Annotated in this window: 12 protein-coding genes; 3 read left to right on the forward strand and 9 right to left on the reverse strand. The window is 40.2% G+C overall.

What is annotated here, in order from left to right; all coding sequences use genetic code 11:
* Positions 1 to 7: 7 nt before the first annotated feature.
* The 3 genes from ABIB30_RS03245 to ABIB30_RS03255 all read right to left on the reverse strand — a co-directional run bounded on the left by ABIB30_RS03245 (position 8) and on the right by ABIB30_RS03255 (position 2,575).
* Positions 8 to 688, reverse strand: coding sequence for a metal-dependent hydrolase (locus tag ABIB30_RS03245; protein ID WP_354299315.1), 681 nt, complete (start codon positions 686 to 688; stop codon positions 8 to 10).
* 92 nt (positions 689 to 780) lie between these two features.
* A complete protein-coding gene (locus tag ABIB30_RS03250) occupies positions 781 to 1,203 on the reverse strand; it encodes an organic hydroperoxide resistance protein (protein ID WP_354299316.1) in 423 nt (140 codons plus the stop codon).
* A 103-nt stretch (positions 1,204 to 1,306) separates the two neighbouring features.
* Positions 1,307 to 2,575 carry an epoxide hydrolase family protein gene (locus ABIB30_RS03255; protein ID WP_354299317.1) on the reverse strand — a complete coding sequence of 423 codons (1,269 nt, stop codon included), beginning with the start codon at positions 2,573 to 2,575 and terminating at the stop codon, positions 1,307 to 1,309.
* A gap of 257 nt (positions 2,576 to 2,832) precedes the next feature.
* Between ABIB30_RS03255 and ABIB30_RS03260 the strand changes: the two genes are divergently transcribed.
* The 3 genes from ABIB30_RS03260 (at position 2,833) to ABIB30_RS03270 (ending at position 8,149) form a co-directional block, all read left to right on the forward strand.
* Positions 2,833 to 5,844, forward strand: a complete 3,012-nt coding sequence (locus ABIB30_RS03260; RefSeq protein WP_354299318.1) for an amidohydrolase family protein — start codon at positions 2,833 to 2,835, stop codon at positions 5,842 to 5,844.
* Position 5,845: 1 nt separating this feature from the next.
* Positions 5,846 to 7,144 (forward strand): amidohydrolase family protein, encoded by a 1,299-nt coding sequence (locus tag ABIB30_RS03265; RefSeq protein WP_354299319.1) that lies wholly within the window; start codon positions 5,846 to 5,848, stop codon positions 7,142 to 7,144.
* Between the two features lie 78 nt (positions 7,145 to 7,222).
* Positions 7,223 to 8,149, forward strand: coding sequence for an alpha/beta fold hydrolase (locus ABIB30_RS03270; RefSeq protein ID WP_354299320.1), 927 nt, complete (start codon positions 7,223 to 7,225; stop codon positions 8,147 to 8,149).
* A 6-nt stretch (positions 8,150 to 8,155) separates the two neighbouring features.
* Here ABIB30_RS03270 and ABIB30_RS03275 read toward each other — a convergent pair whose 3' ends face one another.
* The 6 genes from ABIB30_RS03275 to ABIB30_RS03300 form a co-directional block, all read right to left on the reverse strand.
* Positions 8,156 to 8,353 (reverse strand): hypothetical protein, encoded by a 198-nt coding sequence (locus ABIB30_RS03275; RefSeq protein WP_354299321.1) that lies wholly within the window; start codon positions 8,351 to 8,353, stop codon positions 8,156 to 8,158.
* Positions 8,354 to 8,378: 25 nt separating this feature from the next.
* Positions 8,379 to 9,701, reverse strand: a complete 1,323-nt coding sequence (chrA, locus tag ABIB30_RS03280; RefSeq protein ID WP_354299322.1) for a chromate efflux transporter — start codon at positions 9,699 to 9,701, stop codon at positions 8,379 to 8,381.
* A 99-nt stretch (positions 9,702 to 9,800) separates the two neighbouring features.
* Positions 9,801 to 12,530, reverse strand: a complete 2,730-nt coding sequence (locus tag ABIB30_RS03285; RefSeq protein WP_354299323.1) for a glycoside hydrolase family 3 N-terminal domain-containing protein — start codon at positions 12,528 to 12,530, stop codon at positions 9,801 to 9,803.
* 72 nt (positions 12,531 to 12,602) lie between these two features.
* Entirely contained in the window at positions 12,603 to 14,036 is a 1,434-nt protein-coding gene (locus ABIB30_RS03290; protein WP_354299324.1) for an alpha-L-fucosidase, read from the reverse strand.
* Positions 14,037 to 14,134: 98 nt separating this feature from the next.
* Entirely contained in the window at positions 14,135 to 15,730 is a 1,596-nt protein-coding gene (locus ABIB30_RS03295) for a SusD/RagB family nutrient-binding outer membrane lipoprotein (protein ID WP_354299325.1), read from the reverse strand.
* Positions 15,731 to 15,843: 113 nt separating this feature from the next.
* A complete protein-coding gene (locus ABIB30_RS03300) occupies positions 15,844 to 19,110 on the reverse strand; it encodes a SusC/RagA family TonB-linked outer membrane protein (protein WP_354299326.1) in 3,267 nt (1,088 codons plus the stop codon).
* Between the last annotated feature and the right edge of the window lie 4 nt (positions 19,111 to 19,114).

Genomic DNA, 19,114 nt, shown 5'->3' on the forward strand with positions numbered 1-19,114 from the left:
AGTAAGCCTATATATCGATACTTTCGCCTATATCCGGTAAATACAGTTTCAGCTCAGCTTTCCCGAATTCCTGAATTGCCTCTTCTTTATCGATTTTAATTAATCCAAAGGTATCATAGTGTACACCTACAACCTTGTTCGCTTTAACAAATGCTGCTGCTTGAATTGCATCTTCCACTCCCATAGTCAGCACATCCCCTATTGGAAAAACCGCAAAATCCAGCTCAGCCCATCCAGGAATTAACGTCATGTCCAGGGTAAGTGCAGTGTCACCACTGTAATAAAAGTTACCATCTGTAGTTTTTAAAACAAAGCCACAGGCTACTCCCGCATAACTTCCATCGGGGAAACTGCTGGAATGTTGTGAGATCACAGCTTTTACCGTCCCAAAATCAAAACTGGCTTTTCCGCCAGGGTTAATCGGATGTAAGTTCTTCAAACCTTGCTTTTTAAAATATTCATACACTTCCCAAATGCCAAAAACCATTGCTCCTGTACGGTTTGCTATTGTTACCACATCCAGCATATGATCAAAGTGTCCGTGGGATACAAAAATATAATCGGCTTTAATAGCATCAATATTGATATCTTTTGCTAGTTCATTTCCGGAAATAAAGGGATCAAATAAAAGGTGTTTACCTCCTGCCAACACGGAGAAACAAGAATGGCCATAATAAGTAATTTTCATCTTTTGATTTTTTATAATAACAAATGTTAATTTACAGTTATCATTGTACAAAGTAAAAGACCTGCCCGGTAAACAGACAGGTCTTCAGTATTTTAGACTATATTAATAACTACATCAATATTGCCGCGTGTAGCTTTGGAATACGGACAAGTCTGGTGTGCTGCATCTGAAAGTGCTCTTGCAACTTCCGGTTCCAAACCGGGCAGGCTTACATTCAAACGTGCCCGAAGAAAATATTCATTTCCTGCTGTACCCAGATCAACCTCAGTATCGATTGCGGCCTCTTCAGGAAGAATGATCTTCATTTTAGCCGCTGCAATTTTCATGGCTCCGATAAAACAGGCAGACCAGCCGGCGGCTAACAATTGTTCAGGATTCGTACCGCCCCCTGAACTGCCAGGAATTGAAAGTTTAACATCAAGGCTTCCGTCAGAACTTTGAGCGGCACCATCTCTACCACCTGTAGTGTGTGTTTTAGCTGTATAAAGAACTTTTTCTATCGCGTGACTTTCCATAATTTCTATTTTAAAGCGTTTATTTTCTAAATGATCAGTCTGTTGTAATAATTAATAAGCTGTCTGTTGTAATAATTAATGAGCTGTCTGCTGTGATAATTAATTAACGTAATGATTTGAATGCTGCACGAAGCTCTTCTGCAAAAAGCTGTGGCTCTTCCCAGGAGGCAAAATGGCCACCCTTACCAACCTCATTGAAATAAATCAGGTTGTGGTAACTACGTTCCGTCCAGCTTTTTGGCGCCTGGTAAATCTCTCCTGGAAAAACGGTTACAGCTGCAGGAATCGAAATATCTACCGCATTGAAGTTGTTTGCATTATTCTCCCAGTAAAGTTGAGCAGAAGAAACTGCAGTATTTGTCAACCAGTACAGCGAAATGTCATCCAGTATTTCATCTTTAGTCAATACCTTCTCTGCATCACCCCCACTAAAAGTCCATTCATTTAATTTGTCGTAGAAAAAGGAAGCCAGACCAACTGGTGAATCCGATAGCCCATAACCTAAAGTCTGCGGACGGGTAACCATCATGGCAGCATAACCTCCGCCTTTTTTGTATAAGTAATTCAGTGATTCAAATGCTGCTTTTTCTTTAACAGACAGTCCTGCTGGAGCCGGTTCTCCATTGTTAAGCGCTTTCGCTACATCTGCTGGTACAGTTGCGGGCATATTCACATGAATACCAAGTAAACCCTCTGGCTTTTGATGTGCCATTTTATCTGCAACTACTGAACCCCAGTCTCCACCCTGAGCAACATAATGCTGATAACCCAGACGCTTCATCAGTACGTCCCAGGCAGTGGCAATATGATCAGCATCCCATCCAGTTCCCTGAGGTTTGCCAGAAAAACCATAACCTGGCATGGAAGGAAGCACCAGATCAAAAGCATCTTCTGCGCGCCCCCCATAAGAAGTAGGGTCCGTAAGCGGCCCAACAATTTTAAGCAGTTCAAAGATGGAACCCGGCCAGCCATGCGTAATAATCAGCGGCATCGCATTTTTATGTTTAGATTTGATGTGTACGAACTGGATGTCCAATCCATCGATAGTGGTTATAAACTGTGGCAGTGCATTAAGTTTAGCTTCCGCTTTACGCCAGTCATAAGCTGTTCCCCAGTACTTTACGAGTTTCTGTATCTTTTCTAATTGCACACCCTGAGTCTGATCCTTTACCGTTTCTTTAGCTGGCCATCTCGTCGCTGCAATACGCTTGCGGAGGTCGGCGACTGCTGCCTGAGGAACATTGATATGGAAATGACGGATCTGAGCTGCGGACTTTGAAACCGGTACAGTCTGCGCAAATATGGGAGCAGTCAAAAGGACAAGAGCCCCGATAATGATGGTATTGGCAAGGTAGCGTTGATTCTTTTTCATCGTTCTATTTTTTAGCTTGTTGTTTTAATTTCTAATTCAAAAGTATCCCGGCATTGCCCCAAAATCAATCAGCAAATACCTGATCTGGACGATGTTGATCTTGAAATAGTCATTTTTGAACTTGAAATATTTGAACCTGGAATTTCTGAACCTGAAAAACAAGATTTACAGACCTGTTCAATTGTAAAAATTGAGTGATTAAGTGAGTTGATTATTAAATTATATTATTTTTAAATAAATTAACCCCTTAACCTATTATGAAGAAACTTTTACTCGCCGTTGTGCTGGTATTTTACGCTGCAATTCTGTTTGCACAGCAAACCACTTATCCTGTTAATGGCTCTTTCGACACCAGACCAGGCCAGTTTGCATTTACCAATGCAACAATAGTGGTCAACTCCAGCCAAACCCTTACAAACGCTACCCTATTAGTAAAAGGTCAAACGATACAAGCTGTCGGATCTGGCCTTGCTGTCCCTAAAGGCTACGTGATTATTGACCTGAAAGGAAAATTCATTTATCCTTCCTTAGTCGATGCATTTACCGGCTATGGCTTACCTGAAGCCACTGTGCAACCCCGTGGAGCACGTCAATCCATTTTCGTTTCTACTAAAAAAGGAGCTTATGGATGGAACGAAGCTATCAGACCTGAAACACAGGTGAAAAACATTTTCTCTGTAGACAGCAAAAAAGCAGATGACTTGAGGAAAGCTGGTTTCGGAAGTGTAAACGTGATTAACCGTGATGGAATTGCACGAGGAATTTCTGCAGCAGTGACTTTAAATGATGGCGCTGATAATAATGTATTTCTGAAAGATCAGACTGCAGCAAACTATTCATTCAGCAAAGGAACATCTTCAAACGATTATCCGACCTCGTTAATGGGTTCAATTGCCTTATTGCGTCAAACTTATTACGATTCACAGTGGTATGGTAAGCAAAAAGAAGAATATAATATTTCGCTGGAAGAATTTGGTAAACAACAAAATATTCCACAGCTTTTTGAGGTTGATGGCTGGGCTAACATTCTTCGCGCCGATAAAATTGGAAAAGAATTTGGCAAACAATATATCATTAAATCTACTGGTGATGAATATCAGCGTATCCAGGAAGTTAAATCAACCGGGGCAAGCCTAATTATCCCTTTGAATTTTCCAAAAGCCTATGATGTGGAAGATCCTTCAGAAGCAAGAAACCTAACTTTAACACAGATGAAAGCCTGGGAAATGGCCCCGGCAAATCCAGCTGCCTTAGAAAAAGCAGGGATTAAATTCGCATTGACTGCATTCGGTTTAGAAAACACACGTGATTTCTGGGCGAATATCCGCCTTGCAATTGAAAAAGGCCTGACCGAGAAACAAGCCTTACAGTCCATCACCGAAATTCCAGCTTCCCTTTTAGGGATCAGTGATAAAGTAGGTTCACTGGAAAAAGGTAAAGTCGCCAACTTCCTGATTTCGTCTGATAACTTGTTTAAAAAAGAGAATATCATTTTTGAAAACTGGGTACAGGGAAAACGCTTTATTATCAACAAAATAGACGTCACAGACATCCGTGGAAATTATAATTTAAACATTGACGGTTTAGGTGCCTTAACGTTAAAAATCACCGGAGCATCAGGTGGTTCTGTCGCAGCAATTGAGAGGGTTGGTGTAGATAGCGTTAAAGCCAGCGCTGCTTTTGCAAGAAATGGCGATTGGGTAAGTATCAACTTCAATTTAAAAAAGAATCCAGCAGGCAATATCCGCTTAAGTGGGTTTTTAACTGTTGCTTCTCCCCTTGTATTTAAAGGCGAGGCAGTACTTCCGGATGGAACTGCTGGCAGATTTACAGCAACTTACAAAGAAGCAGCCAAAGAAACACCTAAAAAGGAAGAGCCAAAATCTATTTTAGCAATGGGCTCTGTAATTTATCCCTTTGGCGCTTTCGGAAATACAGAATTGCCAAAAGCAGAAAACGTGCTGATTAAAAATGCTACAGTTTGGACAAATGAAAAAGAAGGCATCCTGCAAAACGCAGATGTATTGCTGGAAAATGGAAAAATCAAAGCAGTAGGTAAAAATCTGAATGCTGGCGATGCACGGGTTGTCGACGCCACAGGCAAACATGTAACTGCAGGTATTATTGATGAACATTCGCATATTGCAGGTTCTGGTGGTATTAACGAAGGTGCCCAGTCTGTTTCTGCAGAGGTCCGTATTGCAGATATCATCAATTCGGAAGATGTAAATATTTACCGCCAGCTTGCAGGAGGCGTAACGACTTCACATATTTTACACGGCTCTGCAAATCCAATTGGCGGGCAGTCTCAGTTGATTAAGTTACGTTGGGGCAAAGCGCCTGAAGAATTAAAGTTTGCCGGTGCTGATGGATTTATCAAGTTTGCGCTGGGTGAAAACGTAAAGCAGAGTAATTTTGGTACTGGTGCCCGTTTCCCGGTAACACGTATGGGCGTTGAACAGACGTTTGTAGACGAATTTACCCGTGGAAAAGAGTATGAAAAAGCAATCGCAGTAAAAGGAAATAACGTTCGCCGTGATCTGGAATTAGATGCAATCGTAGAAATTTTGAAAAATAAACGTTTCATTACTTGCCACTCTTATGTACAGAGTGAAATCAATATGCTGATCCATGTTGCAGATAGCCTGGGCTTCAAGATCAATACTTTCACACATATTTTAGAAGGTTATAAAGTTGCCGACAAAATGAAAGCGCATGGTATTGCTGGTTCTACTTTTTCTGATTGGTGGGCTTATAAAAACGAAGTAGCAGAGGCTATTCCTTACAATGGAAAGATCATGCACAATGTAGGGATTACAACGGCTTTCAATTCTGATGATGCAGAAATGGCAAGACATTTAAATCAGGAAGCTGGCAAGGCTGTTTTATATGGAAATGTTCCTGAAGAGGAGGCTTTTAAGTTTGTAACCTTAAATCCTGCAAAAATGCTTCATATTGATGGTCAGGTTGGAAGTTTAAAAGCTGGTAAGGATGCTGATGTAGTGATCTGGTCAGACAATCCACTTTCTATTTATGCAAAAGCTGAAAAGACTTTTGTAGATGGTGTTGCTTATTGGGATATAGAAAAGGATGCATTGGTTATTAAAACTCAGCAAACTGAAAAAGCACGTTTAATTCAAAAGATGTTAGAGAGCAAAAGCAGCGGTTCTGGCACACAACGTGCCCAGGGAATTGCGCCACGCCTTTACAATTGCGAGACTTTAGAAAACTATTCAGCAGAATTAAATGAATCAGAACATGCACACTAAGATGAAAACATATCTATTTAGCCTGGCTTTATCGGCATCAAGCCTGATGTGTTTTGCACAGGCCAACATATCTCCAGCAAAAAAACAAAGTAAAACCATAGCGATCACCGGAGCAACGATACATGTTGGAAATGGTACAGTTATTGAAAACGGGACACTCCTTTTTGGGAATGGAAAAATTATAGCAGTTGCTGCCAGCGGACAAGTTCCACAAGGTGATGTCATGCGCATTAATGCCAGTGGAAAGCATATTTATCCAGGTTTTATTGCAGCAACAACAAATTTAGGGTTAACAGAGATTGAAGCTGTAAAAGCAACACTTGATTTTGCAGAGATCGGTGATTACAATTCACATATCCGCTCTATTGTAGCGTACAATACAGACTCAAAAGTACCTGCAACCTTACGCAGCAATGGTATATTGATGGCACAACCGACGCCACAAGGCGGAATAATTTCAGGCAGTTCTTCAGTTGTGCAATTAGATGCCTGGAATTGGGAAGATGCTGCGCTGCGGAAGGACGATGCCATGCATATGAGCTGGCCAACTACTCCCCGCTTCAGAGGTTACGGTCGCCCTCAGCAGACTACACCAGAAGTGTTAGCAGAACGTACACAAGCTGCGATTAATCAATTAACTTCTTTCTTTGCTGAAGCAAAAGCTTATGCTGAAATGGGTAAGCCTGAAGTGATCAATACGCGTTTTGAAGCGATGAAACCAGTTTTCACAGGTAAGGAAAAGTTGTTTATCGCGGCAGAAAGTCAAAAGGATATTATTGCTGCGGTTAATTTCGCAAAGAAATTCGGCATCACACCAGTAATTACGGGCGCAGATGAGGCTTATTTAAGCATCGATTTCTTAAAGGCGAACAACATTACGGTAGTGGTTAAACAACCACATGCTTTACCAAATAACAATGATGATGATGTGAATATGCCTTATAAAAACGCAGCTATTCTGGCAAATGCTGGTTTAAATGTTGTTTTAAGCATTGATGGTTACTGGCAGCAGCGCAACTTGCCTTTTATGGCAGGAACGGTTACAGCATGGGGTTTGGATAAAGAGAAAGCACTGGCGACAATCACTTTGAACGCAGCAAAAGCTATGGGAACAGATCAAACTACCGGAAGTATTGAAGTTGGCAAAGATGCAACTTTCTTTATTTCTGCAGGCGATGCGCTGGATATGAAAACAAACAAAGTAGAACAGGCTTTTATCCAGGGAAGAGATATTAACCTGGATAACCTGCATAAGCAACTGGATAAAAAATTCAGTGATAAATATGCGGCCGAAAAATAACAATCAGCCAATGAGTTGAATACTGAATTTAACAAAAAATGCTGCTCAGATTGGGCAGCATTTTTTGTAATTTCGTTTGTGAAATATACCTTATTCTTCATTTTTTTCTTAACAGCTTTTCTTGCAAACGGACAATCTCTATACACCAAAGCATATGGAAACAGCAACAATAAACCTGTAATCTTTATTCATGGCGGGCCAGGCAGCAGCTCCAGAGCCTTTGAGGTTACTACAGCGCAGAAACTTGCCAGTCAGGGTTTATATGTAGTACTGTATGACAGACGTGGTGAAGGATTATCAATTGATAAAAATGCCCCTTACACTTTCCAGCAAACTTTTAATGATTTGAATGCTATATACAAGCAGTTCAACTTGAAAAAAGCTACACTGGTTGGCTTTAGTTTTGGCGGAATTGTTGCCACATTATACGCTGAAAAATATCCGGAAAACATAAGGTCTTTGGTTTTGGTAAGTGCCCTGTTATCACAGCCCGAAACTTATAAGAATATATTGGAGCGGTCAAAAGTAATTTACCTTGCTCAAAATGACAATACGAATCTGAATAATATAGCGGCGATTGAAAAGATGAATCCAAATTCTTTTGAATACAGGGCATCTTGTTTTAAGCATTCTTCCAGAAATGGATTTTTCAGCACAAAAAATCAAAATGCGTTAGCCAAAAGTTTATATGCTCAATTGGAATCAGATACAGTTTATAAGCGCCTGTCTGCACATAAAACGGACGCATCTGTTCTTGGTTTCTGGAAAAACGAGAATTATTCTGGTAGGAGCATTATGCCAGTTTTGAAGCGGTTACAGTACAACAATGTTAATATTTATGCTTTATACGGTAAAGATGACGGTCTGTTCTCCACAGCGCAAATCAAGAACCTGCAAAACTTGATTGGTGCTGGTCAGTTAAAATATCTGGAAAATTGCGCCCATTATTTATATACAGACCAGCAGACAGAATTCATTAGCTCTTTACGGCAATGGATAAAATAAACAAGGTTATTTTGACTTCTTTTTTTGAAAGCTATTCAGATAATCCACAGATTTTTGATTGAGCTTTTCTATTTCCTGCTGATAGCGCTTATTATTCTCTTTAAGCAGTTCATCTGCAATATCATGTGCAAACTTTTTGAATGATGGGGAAATCTCTTCTGCTTGTAATGGTCTGTAAACTTCCAGTTTTTTCCAATGCGTCATAATCAAATTGATATCCAGATATTCGTTATCCAATATAATAACGTATCAATCCAAATAGCAAACTTAATAGAATAAGATAAACTACATTCAGTTCAAATTTGAGTGAAAGAAACAGAGAAACCGCCACCCAGGCCAGTGCTATCAGATCCAGGTGCTGCAACGTTACACCGCCAGGAAAGATCACATCTTTACCTAAAAACAGCGTCAGGTTTAAAATCACACCGACTACAGCGGCAGTAACTAATTTTAAGACACCGCCAATGGTTTCATTGCCATGCGATTTCCCGATTAAAGGCCCGCCAACAAATATGAATAGAAAACAGGGTAAAAAAGTATAGAAGACAGTAACAAGCAGTGCCAGACTCCCCATCAGCAAAGAACCTTGAAAATGATTAAATCCAGCCATAAAACCAACAAAACCAACCACAATAATCAGTGGCCCCGGCGTTGTTTCTGCCAATGCAAAACCATCTACCATTTGCATCTTGGAAAGCCATGCTAACTTGGCTACTGCAAATTGCGCCACATAAGGCAACACAGTATACGAGCCTCCAATAGTCATGAAAGCAGCTTGCGTAAAGAAAAGAGTTAATTGCTTCCAGAAAATGAATTCTCCAGCTATAAAGTAAAACAAGCCTATGGGTATAAGCCATAACAACAAGAAAATAGAAAGCTGTTTGATGAAGGTCCTGATTTTAAAATCATGATCTGGCTCAACCGATAAGGAGTTGATATAATATCCTTTTTCTTCCTGTAATTCCTCGCTTTTTATTTTACTTTTTCCATGTAATAAATCAGGCTTAAGATATTGGATAACTATTGCAATCGCAATGCTTCCGGCAATAATCAGCAGCAGGGAAATATTGAAAAAGAAAATACAGATGAAAGCCAGGCCGGCTATCAGATAGTGTAAAAGTCCACGGAGAGACTTTTGCCCAACCTTAAATAAAGCAATAATGATGATAGCAATCACAGCTGGCTTTAAACCATTGAACATCGCATAAATCCACGGAAGACTTCCATAAGACACATAAATAACACTTAAAATCAACAGGATAAGTACAGAGGGAATTACAAATAATATCCCTGCAGCCAACCCACCCTTTTTCCCATGTAATTGCCATCCGATGTAAATGGCTAATTGCTGTGCTTCTGGCCCTGGCAGCAACATACAAATACTAAGTGCGTGAAAGAAACGACTGTTACTCATCCATTTTTTTTGACCAACTAAAAAATCATGCATGATCGCAATATGCCCTGCAGTTCCGCCAAAACTAATCCATCCTAACTTAATCCAAAATCTTAAAGCTTCCTTAAATCCGGGTTTCTCCAATCGTGTATCTTCCATAAATAATTAAGCTTAAAGATACGAAAAAAGGGCCCTTTTAATGATAAAAAGGGCCCTTAACTACTTAATCAATCCTAGATGTTACACGATTTTAATTGCTTATTTAATGACCTTTAAATTCTCCTTTAACAGGAGTTCTTTGCTCGAAGATCCGATCATTATTCTAAAGTCACCGGGCTCGATTACGGCCTTCATTTCTGCGTTCAGCATTTGTAACATTTGCGGTGTGATCTCAAATGAAACCTGCTTGGACTCCCCGGCTTTCAACCTGATGCGTTCAAAACCTTTCAATTCTAAAACCGGTCTGGCTACAGTACTCAGCAGATCACGGATATAAAGTTGCACCACTTCTTCCCCATCATAAATTCCTGTATTCTGTAAAGTGAAACTTGCTGTTACGGATTCCATTTGAGCAATAGCTGTTTTAACTGGAATCTCTCTTTTACTTAACTTCAAATTTTTGTACTCAAATTTTGTATAACTCAGCCCAAAACCAAATGGAAAAAGAGGTTCACCACTCAGGTTATTATAATCATCGCCTCTGCCTGTTGGTTTATGATTGTATACTAATGGCAATTGTGATTCATGAACCGGATAAGTAATCGGTAAGCGGCCAGCAGGATTATAGTCCCCGAATAAGGTTTCTGCTACCGCATTCCCTCCTTCTTCACCGGGATACCAGATCGCCAAAACTGCTGCAGCGTCATTATACCAATTGTTCATCGTGATTGCACTACCCCCAACCAATAAAACAACCACTGGTTTCCCGGACCTCTCCATCGCCTGAATCAGTTGTTCCTGGTTACCTGGTAAGCTTAATAAGGCCCGATCCTGAAATTCTCCTTCTTTAATTCCCGCAGCTACCACAATAACATCTGCATTCTCAGCAAGTTGAACCGCATCAGCTAAATCTTTAGCGCGTTCATCTGCCACGCCGTAATTCCAGATTAACTTGATATGTGCATTGCCTTTAGGTTCTTTAAACTCTACACGGATTGCATAGGATTTGTTCTGATCAAAAGAGAATGGAACTAACTGGGTATGATAAGATATTTTCTCCCATTGATCAATTAATAGTTTTCCATCCAGGTACAGGCGGTAACCATCATTACCTTCCAATCCAATTTGATAAGTTCCGGATTTCGGCGCTTGAAGTGTACCGTCCCACCGGATTGCATATTGATCTTTCGCTAAACGTTTATCCGGAGCAGACAATGTCCACATAAAGTCTATAGCCTGATCTATTCGTGTAAAAACAGGTTTACCATTTAAAGAAAGATTATCAAAATACGATGCGAAAAGTCCTGAAGTGGTATCTGTTTTCAGAAATTGTTTAGCTATGGGTACATATAAAACCGGGTCACGTGTGCTTCCCTTACTGTAAGTCACCCTAACCTGCTCACCAGCTCTTTTTCTCAAACCGTCTACTATATTGATCTTCCCATTACCAGTCCCACTGTAACCTCCTAAACGAGCTTCTGCAGCATCTTCTCCAACTACCAGTATGTTCTTAATATTTTGCAGAGGTAACACAGATTTTTCATTCTTCAGTAAAACAAATGATTTCAAAGCAGCCTGCTTCGCAATAGCTTTATGACTTTGATCATTCAATGCATTCTCAGCATCCTTTTCAGAAACATAAGGGTTCTCAAAAAGTCCCAATTCAAATTTGGCTCTTAAAACTCGCGAAACCGCATCGTCTATCCGTTGTTGAGGAATAGACCCGTCAAGAAACGGAGGAATAAACAATTTGTAATGTTCATAATCTGTCTGAAAAATCACATCCAGACCTGCAATAATCGCTTGTCTGGTTGCATCACTATAACCTGATGCTGTATAATGCAAAACATTAGCACCACCAACTGCTCCGGCATCAGAAATAACGAAGCCTTTAAAGCCCCATTCTGTTTTTAACTTTTGGGTGAGCAGGTAAGCATTTGAAGTAGCAGGGGTTCCGTTCAGGCTGTTATAAGCAGTCATCAAAGACCGGCTTTTACCTTGCTGTATAGTAGCTTTAAATGGAGGAAAATAGATTTCTTCCAGCAAACGTTCATCGGCATGAATTGGATAACTATCCCGGCCACCATCGCCAACATTGGCTACAAAATGTTTAGGCGTGGTAATAATATTCTGTTTTTCAAACGCACTGACAAAAGCCAGCCCCATTTGAGAAGTGAGCAAAGGATCTTCCCCATAGGTTTCCTCTGTGCGCCCCCAACGTACATCTGAAGCAATATTGACTACGGGTGTTAAAATATCTCTGATTCCTCTGATTTTAGTTTCCTGGGCAATTGTGCCAGCAACTTGTCCCATCATAGCGGTATCAAAGCTGGCTGCAAGACCAATAGACTGAGGAAATGCGGTAGCTCCTTGTCTCACCAATCCATGAAGCGCTTCATCAAATGCTATAATAGGAATACCCAAACGGCTTTCTTCAACGAAATAACGCTGTATTGCATTAATCTTTTTGGCCAGCGTAAAAGCATTCTCCTTCGTATTATAGCTTAACATTTGTCCGGCGCCACCTCCGCCCTGAGAAACTGCACTCACCTGTAAACCAAATATCCCGTTTTTATAGCGGTTTTTATCCACTCCATCCAGATCCCCGGGAATCATAAAAAGCTGCCAGAATTTCTCTTCTGGCGTCATCCTGGAGAGCAAGTCCTTCACCCTTTTTTCAATGCTGACACCGGGATTTTTATACAGTGGCAAGGCTGATGACATCTTTACCCGGCTTTTATTTTTAACGACTTTAAGTGTATCATTCGCAACAGCAACATAACTAACCAAAGAAAGCAGGAACGGCAATAAAACAACTTTATATTTCATGTGATAATTTATTTATTTTTCTGTCAGCTGAACCCGACATAATTATAATTTAAAAGGCACTTCCGATAACGACTAAGTAGCAGGTGTAAATTCAAAAGACAAGGCAGCTTCTGCTCCCCCAGTATTTGCTGGTAATTCTATCGTGGTTTTATCATTTAATACAGTCCATTTTAAAGACTGACCTGTAGAAACAAGCTTCAATACCGTCCCTTTTTTAGGTGAATTCCCAGTCCAGTTAATAACTTTTGCAGGGTCTTCGCCAATATTTCTGCAATAGATTGCATACCTTAATTTCCCGTCTTTACTTTGTGTAAACCAGGTTTGCCCACTGTGATAATTCTTTGTAATCCGGGTATTGTAAATGGCCTTACCATTTTTAGAAGTCCATTGACCAATATCATTTAATTTAGCCACTACCGAAGCTGGTAACGAACCATCCGGATCGGGCCCTATCCCTAAAAGCAAACTTCCACCTTTAGCTACAATTTCCACGAGTTTATGAATCACCTCGTTAGCAGGTTTATATTGATCGTCCGGAACAAATCCCCAAGCTCCACCCAGCGTCATGCAGCTTTCCCAGGGATGGTCCAATTGCGTATCAGGAATCTTTTGTTCTGGCGTCTGATAATTCTCATAAGGCCCATGAACAGTTCTGTCTACCATTAAAATACCGGGTTGTGCTTTTCTGGCCATCCGGGCTATTTTAGTCATATCAATATCCTGGCTCCATTTTGGAATATCCGCGCCCCAGGAGCGCACTTCTTCATTGACAGTTTCTAATGGTCTTACCCATCCTCCATCAAGCCATAAAATATCAATACCACCATAGCGGGTCATAAGTTCTTCCAGCTGATTATAGGCAAAACCTTTAAATTTGTTCCATCTCCATGGGTTTTTCTGAATATCATAGTTGTTATTCCGGTTAGGCGTAGCATATTTAGACCACCAGTAATATTCAGAGTGCCAGTCGGGCTTGGAAAAATAGGCACCAATCATAAAGCCTTCTTTTCTAAAAGAATCAAATACGTATTTGGCTACATCTGCTTTCGGATTGTTTGCAAAGGGGCCTTTAGCAATACTAAAATCAGATTCCTTCGTGTCAAACATGGCGAAACCGTCATGATGTTTGGTCGTAAACACAAGATACTTCATCCCTGCGCTTTTACCCGCTTTTGCCCATTGTTCCGGATTAAAGTGTACCGGGTTAAAAACTTTACTCAAGCCCCAGTACCATTTCTTATACTCATCATAAGTCTTTGTACTGTCGCGTTCTATCCAATCTTCCGAGCAGAGTGACCAGGATTCTATCATACCAGGTACAGCATACAATCCCCAGTGAATAATCATCCCAAATTTCTGATCCTGCCATTGATCGAGTTTCTTTTTAACCAGTGGATCGGTTGGTGCTTCATAAACGGTTGATTGCTGATGAACGCCATTTTCCTGTGCTGTTAATTTGCCAGCAGCACAAATCAGCAGCGCTGCAATTATAATTTGTTTCTTCATTAGGATCGAATTTATTGAACTGATTTATCTTCTGAATATAAAAATGTCCCGGTTAAAACAACTAACCGGGACAAGATATTAACTAAATTATTTGGAACTTACTGTTGCCAGAAGATCTTGGTTTTACGTGTATCCTTAGCTTGAACGGTCTGATAATTTGCCGCATTTAAGATCTTTTCTTTTCCGGGATAAATTAACCGGGTTGGAGGCGTATCAAAACCAGACAATTTACCATCAGCAGGGAAAGTTAAAACGGGGAAACCAGTCCTTCTGTATTCAGACCAGGCTTCTGTAGATTGAAGTACACCTAAATGCACCCATTTCTGAGTATAGATATTAGCCAGTTTATTTGCAGAAGTACCTGTATAAGCAGCAGAAGATGTATTCACCCAGGTATCAATAGCAGCAGCGTCAGGAACCGGAACATTCACATATCCACCACCCTGATTTAAGTTATTCAGGTAGTGATAAAAAGTAACCGATTGTCTTAGCGCATTTCCATAAGCAGTCTGAGCACTTGCTGAACTCCCCCATCTTTCATAGGCTTCAGCTTTCAAAAGATTTACCTCAGAAGCAGTAATCACAATACCAGGTAATTTCTGATTGTAAAGGAAAGTTGCTGAATCAAGCACTGAATAATCCGCAAATTTAGTTTCCTGATCTGCTCCAGTCATTGTAACCGGCATCGCTTTGTAAGTTGCATTGGGTACAAACTTACCATTTACAGTTCTGCCGTATTTATCATAAATAACCGGAATACGCGGATCATTGGCTGGCAACATCACCGTGTTTAACATATAATCTGTTGCATACCAGCTGCCTTCCATAAAGGCTGCACTTAAATCACTGGTGCTATTGGTTAAAGGCTGTAACAAAACATCAGATGAACCTGGGTTATAGGAGGGATTATTTCCACCATCGATCAATGGGAAAGCGGCTGAATTGTTCAACATATCCAATACTGCTGTTCTGGCTGTTCCTTCATCAACTTTCGAAATACGCATTAGTAATCTTAAGCGTAAAGAATTCGCATAACGTGCCCATAGATTGACGTCACCTTTTAGCAAAATGTCTGCTTTGGCAAAATCTTTATTGGTCGGGTTCGCTTTGAAGTAAGCACCAGCAGTTGCCAGATCAGCGATAAAGCTGGTATATAACGCTTTTTGCTCATCAAATTTTGCATTCACAATTGTACTGCTTGTTTCCAGGCTACCTGCTTCACTATAAGGAATATCTCCCCATAAATCAACCATCTTTGCAGCTTGCTCAATCAAAACTACTTTCGCAGCTTGCATGATTGCCCCCTGAGTCGCTTTTTCGGCATCTGAAAGTGTTTTAAACTTGGTTTCCATAGAACGGTATTGTGCCATACTACCACTTCCATTACCACCTGTAGCATAAAAATCATCCCAGTAATTTTGCGAATAGCCATCACTTTGCTGATAAACTGAATTCGCATTCGGGAAATAAGAAGTCTGCGCATACACGCCAGGCATCTGGCATAAAAAAGTACGTACATTCCAATACTTCGCAGCTACCCTGTCGTTATTTAACATGGCTGTAAAAAGTCCGGACAAACTTGCATCACGTGCTTTCTCCGGGTTATAGAATTTTTCTTCAATTGCTTTTTTGCAACTCACCAATGACGTAGCCGCAACTAAAACAAAGCTTATATTTATAATTAATTTTTTCATCTGTATGAATTTATTTTTATCGGTGATGAAGCTCATCTGCTACCCAATCCAGTTCATTTAGGTTTCTGTCTTGCTGCAAATGATGGTTTCATCTTATCACTTGATTAATTCGATTAGAAATTCGCGCTTATAGAAAAACCATAATTTCTTGATGCAGCTGTTGAACCCACATCTACTCCCTGTGACCACCATTTATTTCCTAGTGGTGCCTCAGGATCCAAATCTTTCAGCGTACGCCAGATATAGAATAAATTACGGCCAATCAATGAGACTCTCAGGTTGGTAATTTTAAGCTTACTCGTAAATGAAGCTGGCAATTTGTAGCTTAATACCACTTCTCTCATTTTAATATAGCTGTTGTCAAAAATTTCTCCGTCTGTCAAAGAACCTTCTCCCCAGTTATAAGTGTTGATATAATAATCAGCAGCAGAAACAACTTTGGTATTTGGTAAACCTGTTGTTTGGTTCACACCTTGCAACAATACACCATCATTATACGTTTTGCCGTTGCTAGTATAAGTTAAGCCACCATGTTCAGCATCTCTGAATTCCATAGAGTTTTCCAACATACCTGCTCCACGCATAAACTTAAGGTTTGGTGCAAGCATCTTTCCACCAAAACGACCATCAATCGTAAAGTCTAAAGAGAAGTTACCATAGCTGAATGTGTTAGAAAAACCACCTACAACTTTTGGCATAATGTTACCTGCTTTAACATAGGTGCTGTTATCCATCACATATAAACCATCATCATTGATAATATAATTACCTTTCGGGTCTGTAGCTCTTGGGCGTACATAAATATTACCTAATTCTTCTCCGGCTTTAGCAACAATTTTAGCAGTTGACTGATCAGAAGAATAGAAGTTCAACTCAGACATTCCTTCCATCAATGAGATCACGCGTGACTTGTTAGAAGAGAAGTTCAGACGTGTATCCCAGCGGAATTTACCACCTTTTACAGGAGTTGCATTTAAAGCGACTTCAAATCCTTTACTTCCAATTTCACCCACATTCACAATCTGACTGGTTGCCCCAGCAGTTGAACTCACTTGTAAGGGTACAATCTGGTTTTTAACACGGTTATTATAGTAACTTACATCTAAGCCAAGCCTGCCATCCAAAAAGCGGGTTTCCAGACCAAATTCTGACTCATGTTTCTTTTCTGGCATTAAAGTATTATTACCATAAGCATTAGCAGTTACTAAGGATGGTACTGAACCATTTATGGTTTGAAGAGAAGTTTGTGTATAAACGATGTTTGATTCATATAACGGTGGCGCATTACCAACTACGCCATAAGAAGCTCTTAATTTACCATAGTTCCAGAAGCTTGGCAGTTTAACAACATCACTGAAAACAAAACCACCATTCAATGAATAGTAAGAATATTTGTTATTCTGTGGTGGCAATGTAGATGCATATTCCTGACGCGCAGTCCCTTCTAAAAACAAGAAGTCTTTATAGCCTAAATTTAAGATTCCCAGGTAAGCATATTTCGATTGTTGTTTTCTGATATCAGAAGTTTCAGGTACACTGAATGAATTGCTGATCGCAAACCAATCTCTTGAAACCAGCCCATCTTTCGTATTCGATTGCTGATCTTTATAAGTTTCATTTCTACCCTGATAACCTCCACTTACTGACAAATTCAGGTCTTTACCAATTTTGTTGGAGTAAGTTAATAAAGCATCCCCATATAAAATTGCATACTGCCCTTGTGTAGTGGTATAGCCACCAGTACTGGTATTTCCATTTAATGCGATTGGAACTTCAGTAAACTGGCGGTTTTCTGTTCTTGCACCAGTATAGTCATTACCAATACGACCTCTGAATTTCAGGTTTTTAGCAACATCATAGTTTAAAGTGAAACTTGACAATAACCTGTTTTCATTTTCAACGTACTCGTTTTTCAATTGCTGCCAGTAGAAATCGAGTAAGTTGGTTGCTCTGATATTATAAACAAATGGCTCAGGACGATCCAATTGATTAAACTGCGCATATTTATAGCCGTCACTCGTCTGGAATTTTTCTTTCATCAAGTTCATATCTTCAGCACGGCTGAAGAAACCACCAAATGAGCCCAAAACCTGTCCCAGCTGATAAGGCCTGTTTTTCGTAATGGTATTTACATAACTCACAATTACATCTGCAGAAAGTCTTGGTGCAAGTTTAATCGTAGAGTTCAAATTGAAAGAGTTTTTTGAACCCGTGTTCCCTGGCTGAGTACCTTTGTAATCCAGACGTGAAGCTGAGAAGCGGTAATTGATTGCTTCGCTTTGGTTTGAGATAGCCACGTTTGCATTTGAGGTGTAGCCTGTTTGATAGACATCTTTGTAGTTGTCAGGCTGTGGAGAGTACGAACGGATTGAACCATCCCACCATTTCACCTGCTGACCTTCCATTTTAGGGCCGAAGTTTGCATAAGCTCTGAAATAAGGTCTTAATCCTGTTGGTGAACTTGCATCTGCAATCCAGCCATCTTCACGGCCGGCATTCGCTAAGTTAGTCGCTCTGTCGTAACCTGGTCCATATACATTCTGGAAATTAGGTAAGAAAGCTACCTGATCAATCGAGCCCTGGTAATTAAAATCAACCCCCAGGCCTCTGCCTTTTGATCCTTTTTTAGTTGTGATCACCACTACACCACTTCCAGCATCTGAACCATATAATGCAGATGCACTCGCTCCTTTTAAAATGGTCAAACTTTCAATATCTGCAGGGTTAATATCTAAAATACCATTTCCTCTGATACGCTGATCTCCCCAATAATCATTATTATTAGCACCCTTAGCTCCATTTTGACCGTCATTTCTAATCATTACACCATCTACAACATATAAAGGTTGTTGGTTATAACTGATTGAATTGATTCCACGGATCTGTACGTTTACCGCACTACTTGCACCACCGGGTGCTGTGGTAATTTTCACACCTGCAGCTTTACCATATAAAGCGGATGCAAAGTTTGTATTACCAGCTTCAGTGAGTTGTTTAGCAGTTACTGTACTTACTGCATAGCCTAATGACTTTTCTTGTCTTTTAATACCTAATGCAGTAGTCACTACAACTTCATTCAGACTGTTTTCGCTCTCGGCCAAAGTAACATTAAGCAAGCTTTGGTTGCCAATAGTGACTTCCTGTTTTGCATAACCTACCGCAGAAAAAGATAAGACATCATTTGTACTGGCGGTAATTGAGAATTTTCCAGCACCGTCTGTCTGGGTAACTTTGGATGTGCCTTTTAATGAAACACTAACCCCAGGCACGGGGCCCGAAGCATCCCTTACTATCCCAGTAAAGGTTTTTTGTGCAAAAGCGCTGACTGTCAACAGAGTTAACAGAAAAACACTTAAATACTTTAAGTAAATTTTTCTCATGTTT

This window comes from Pedobacter sp. UYP1 (assembly GCF_040547305.1).
GTDB lineage: Bacteria > Bacteroidota > Bacteroidia > Sphingobacteriales > Sphingobacteriaceae > Pedobacter.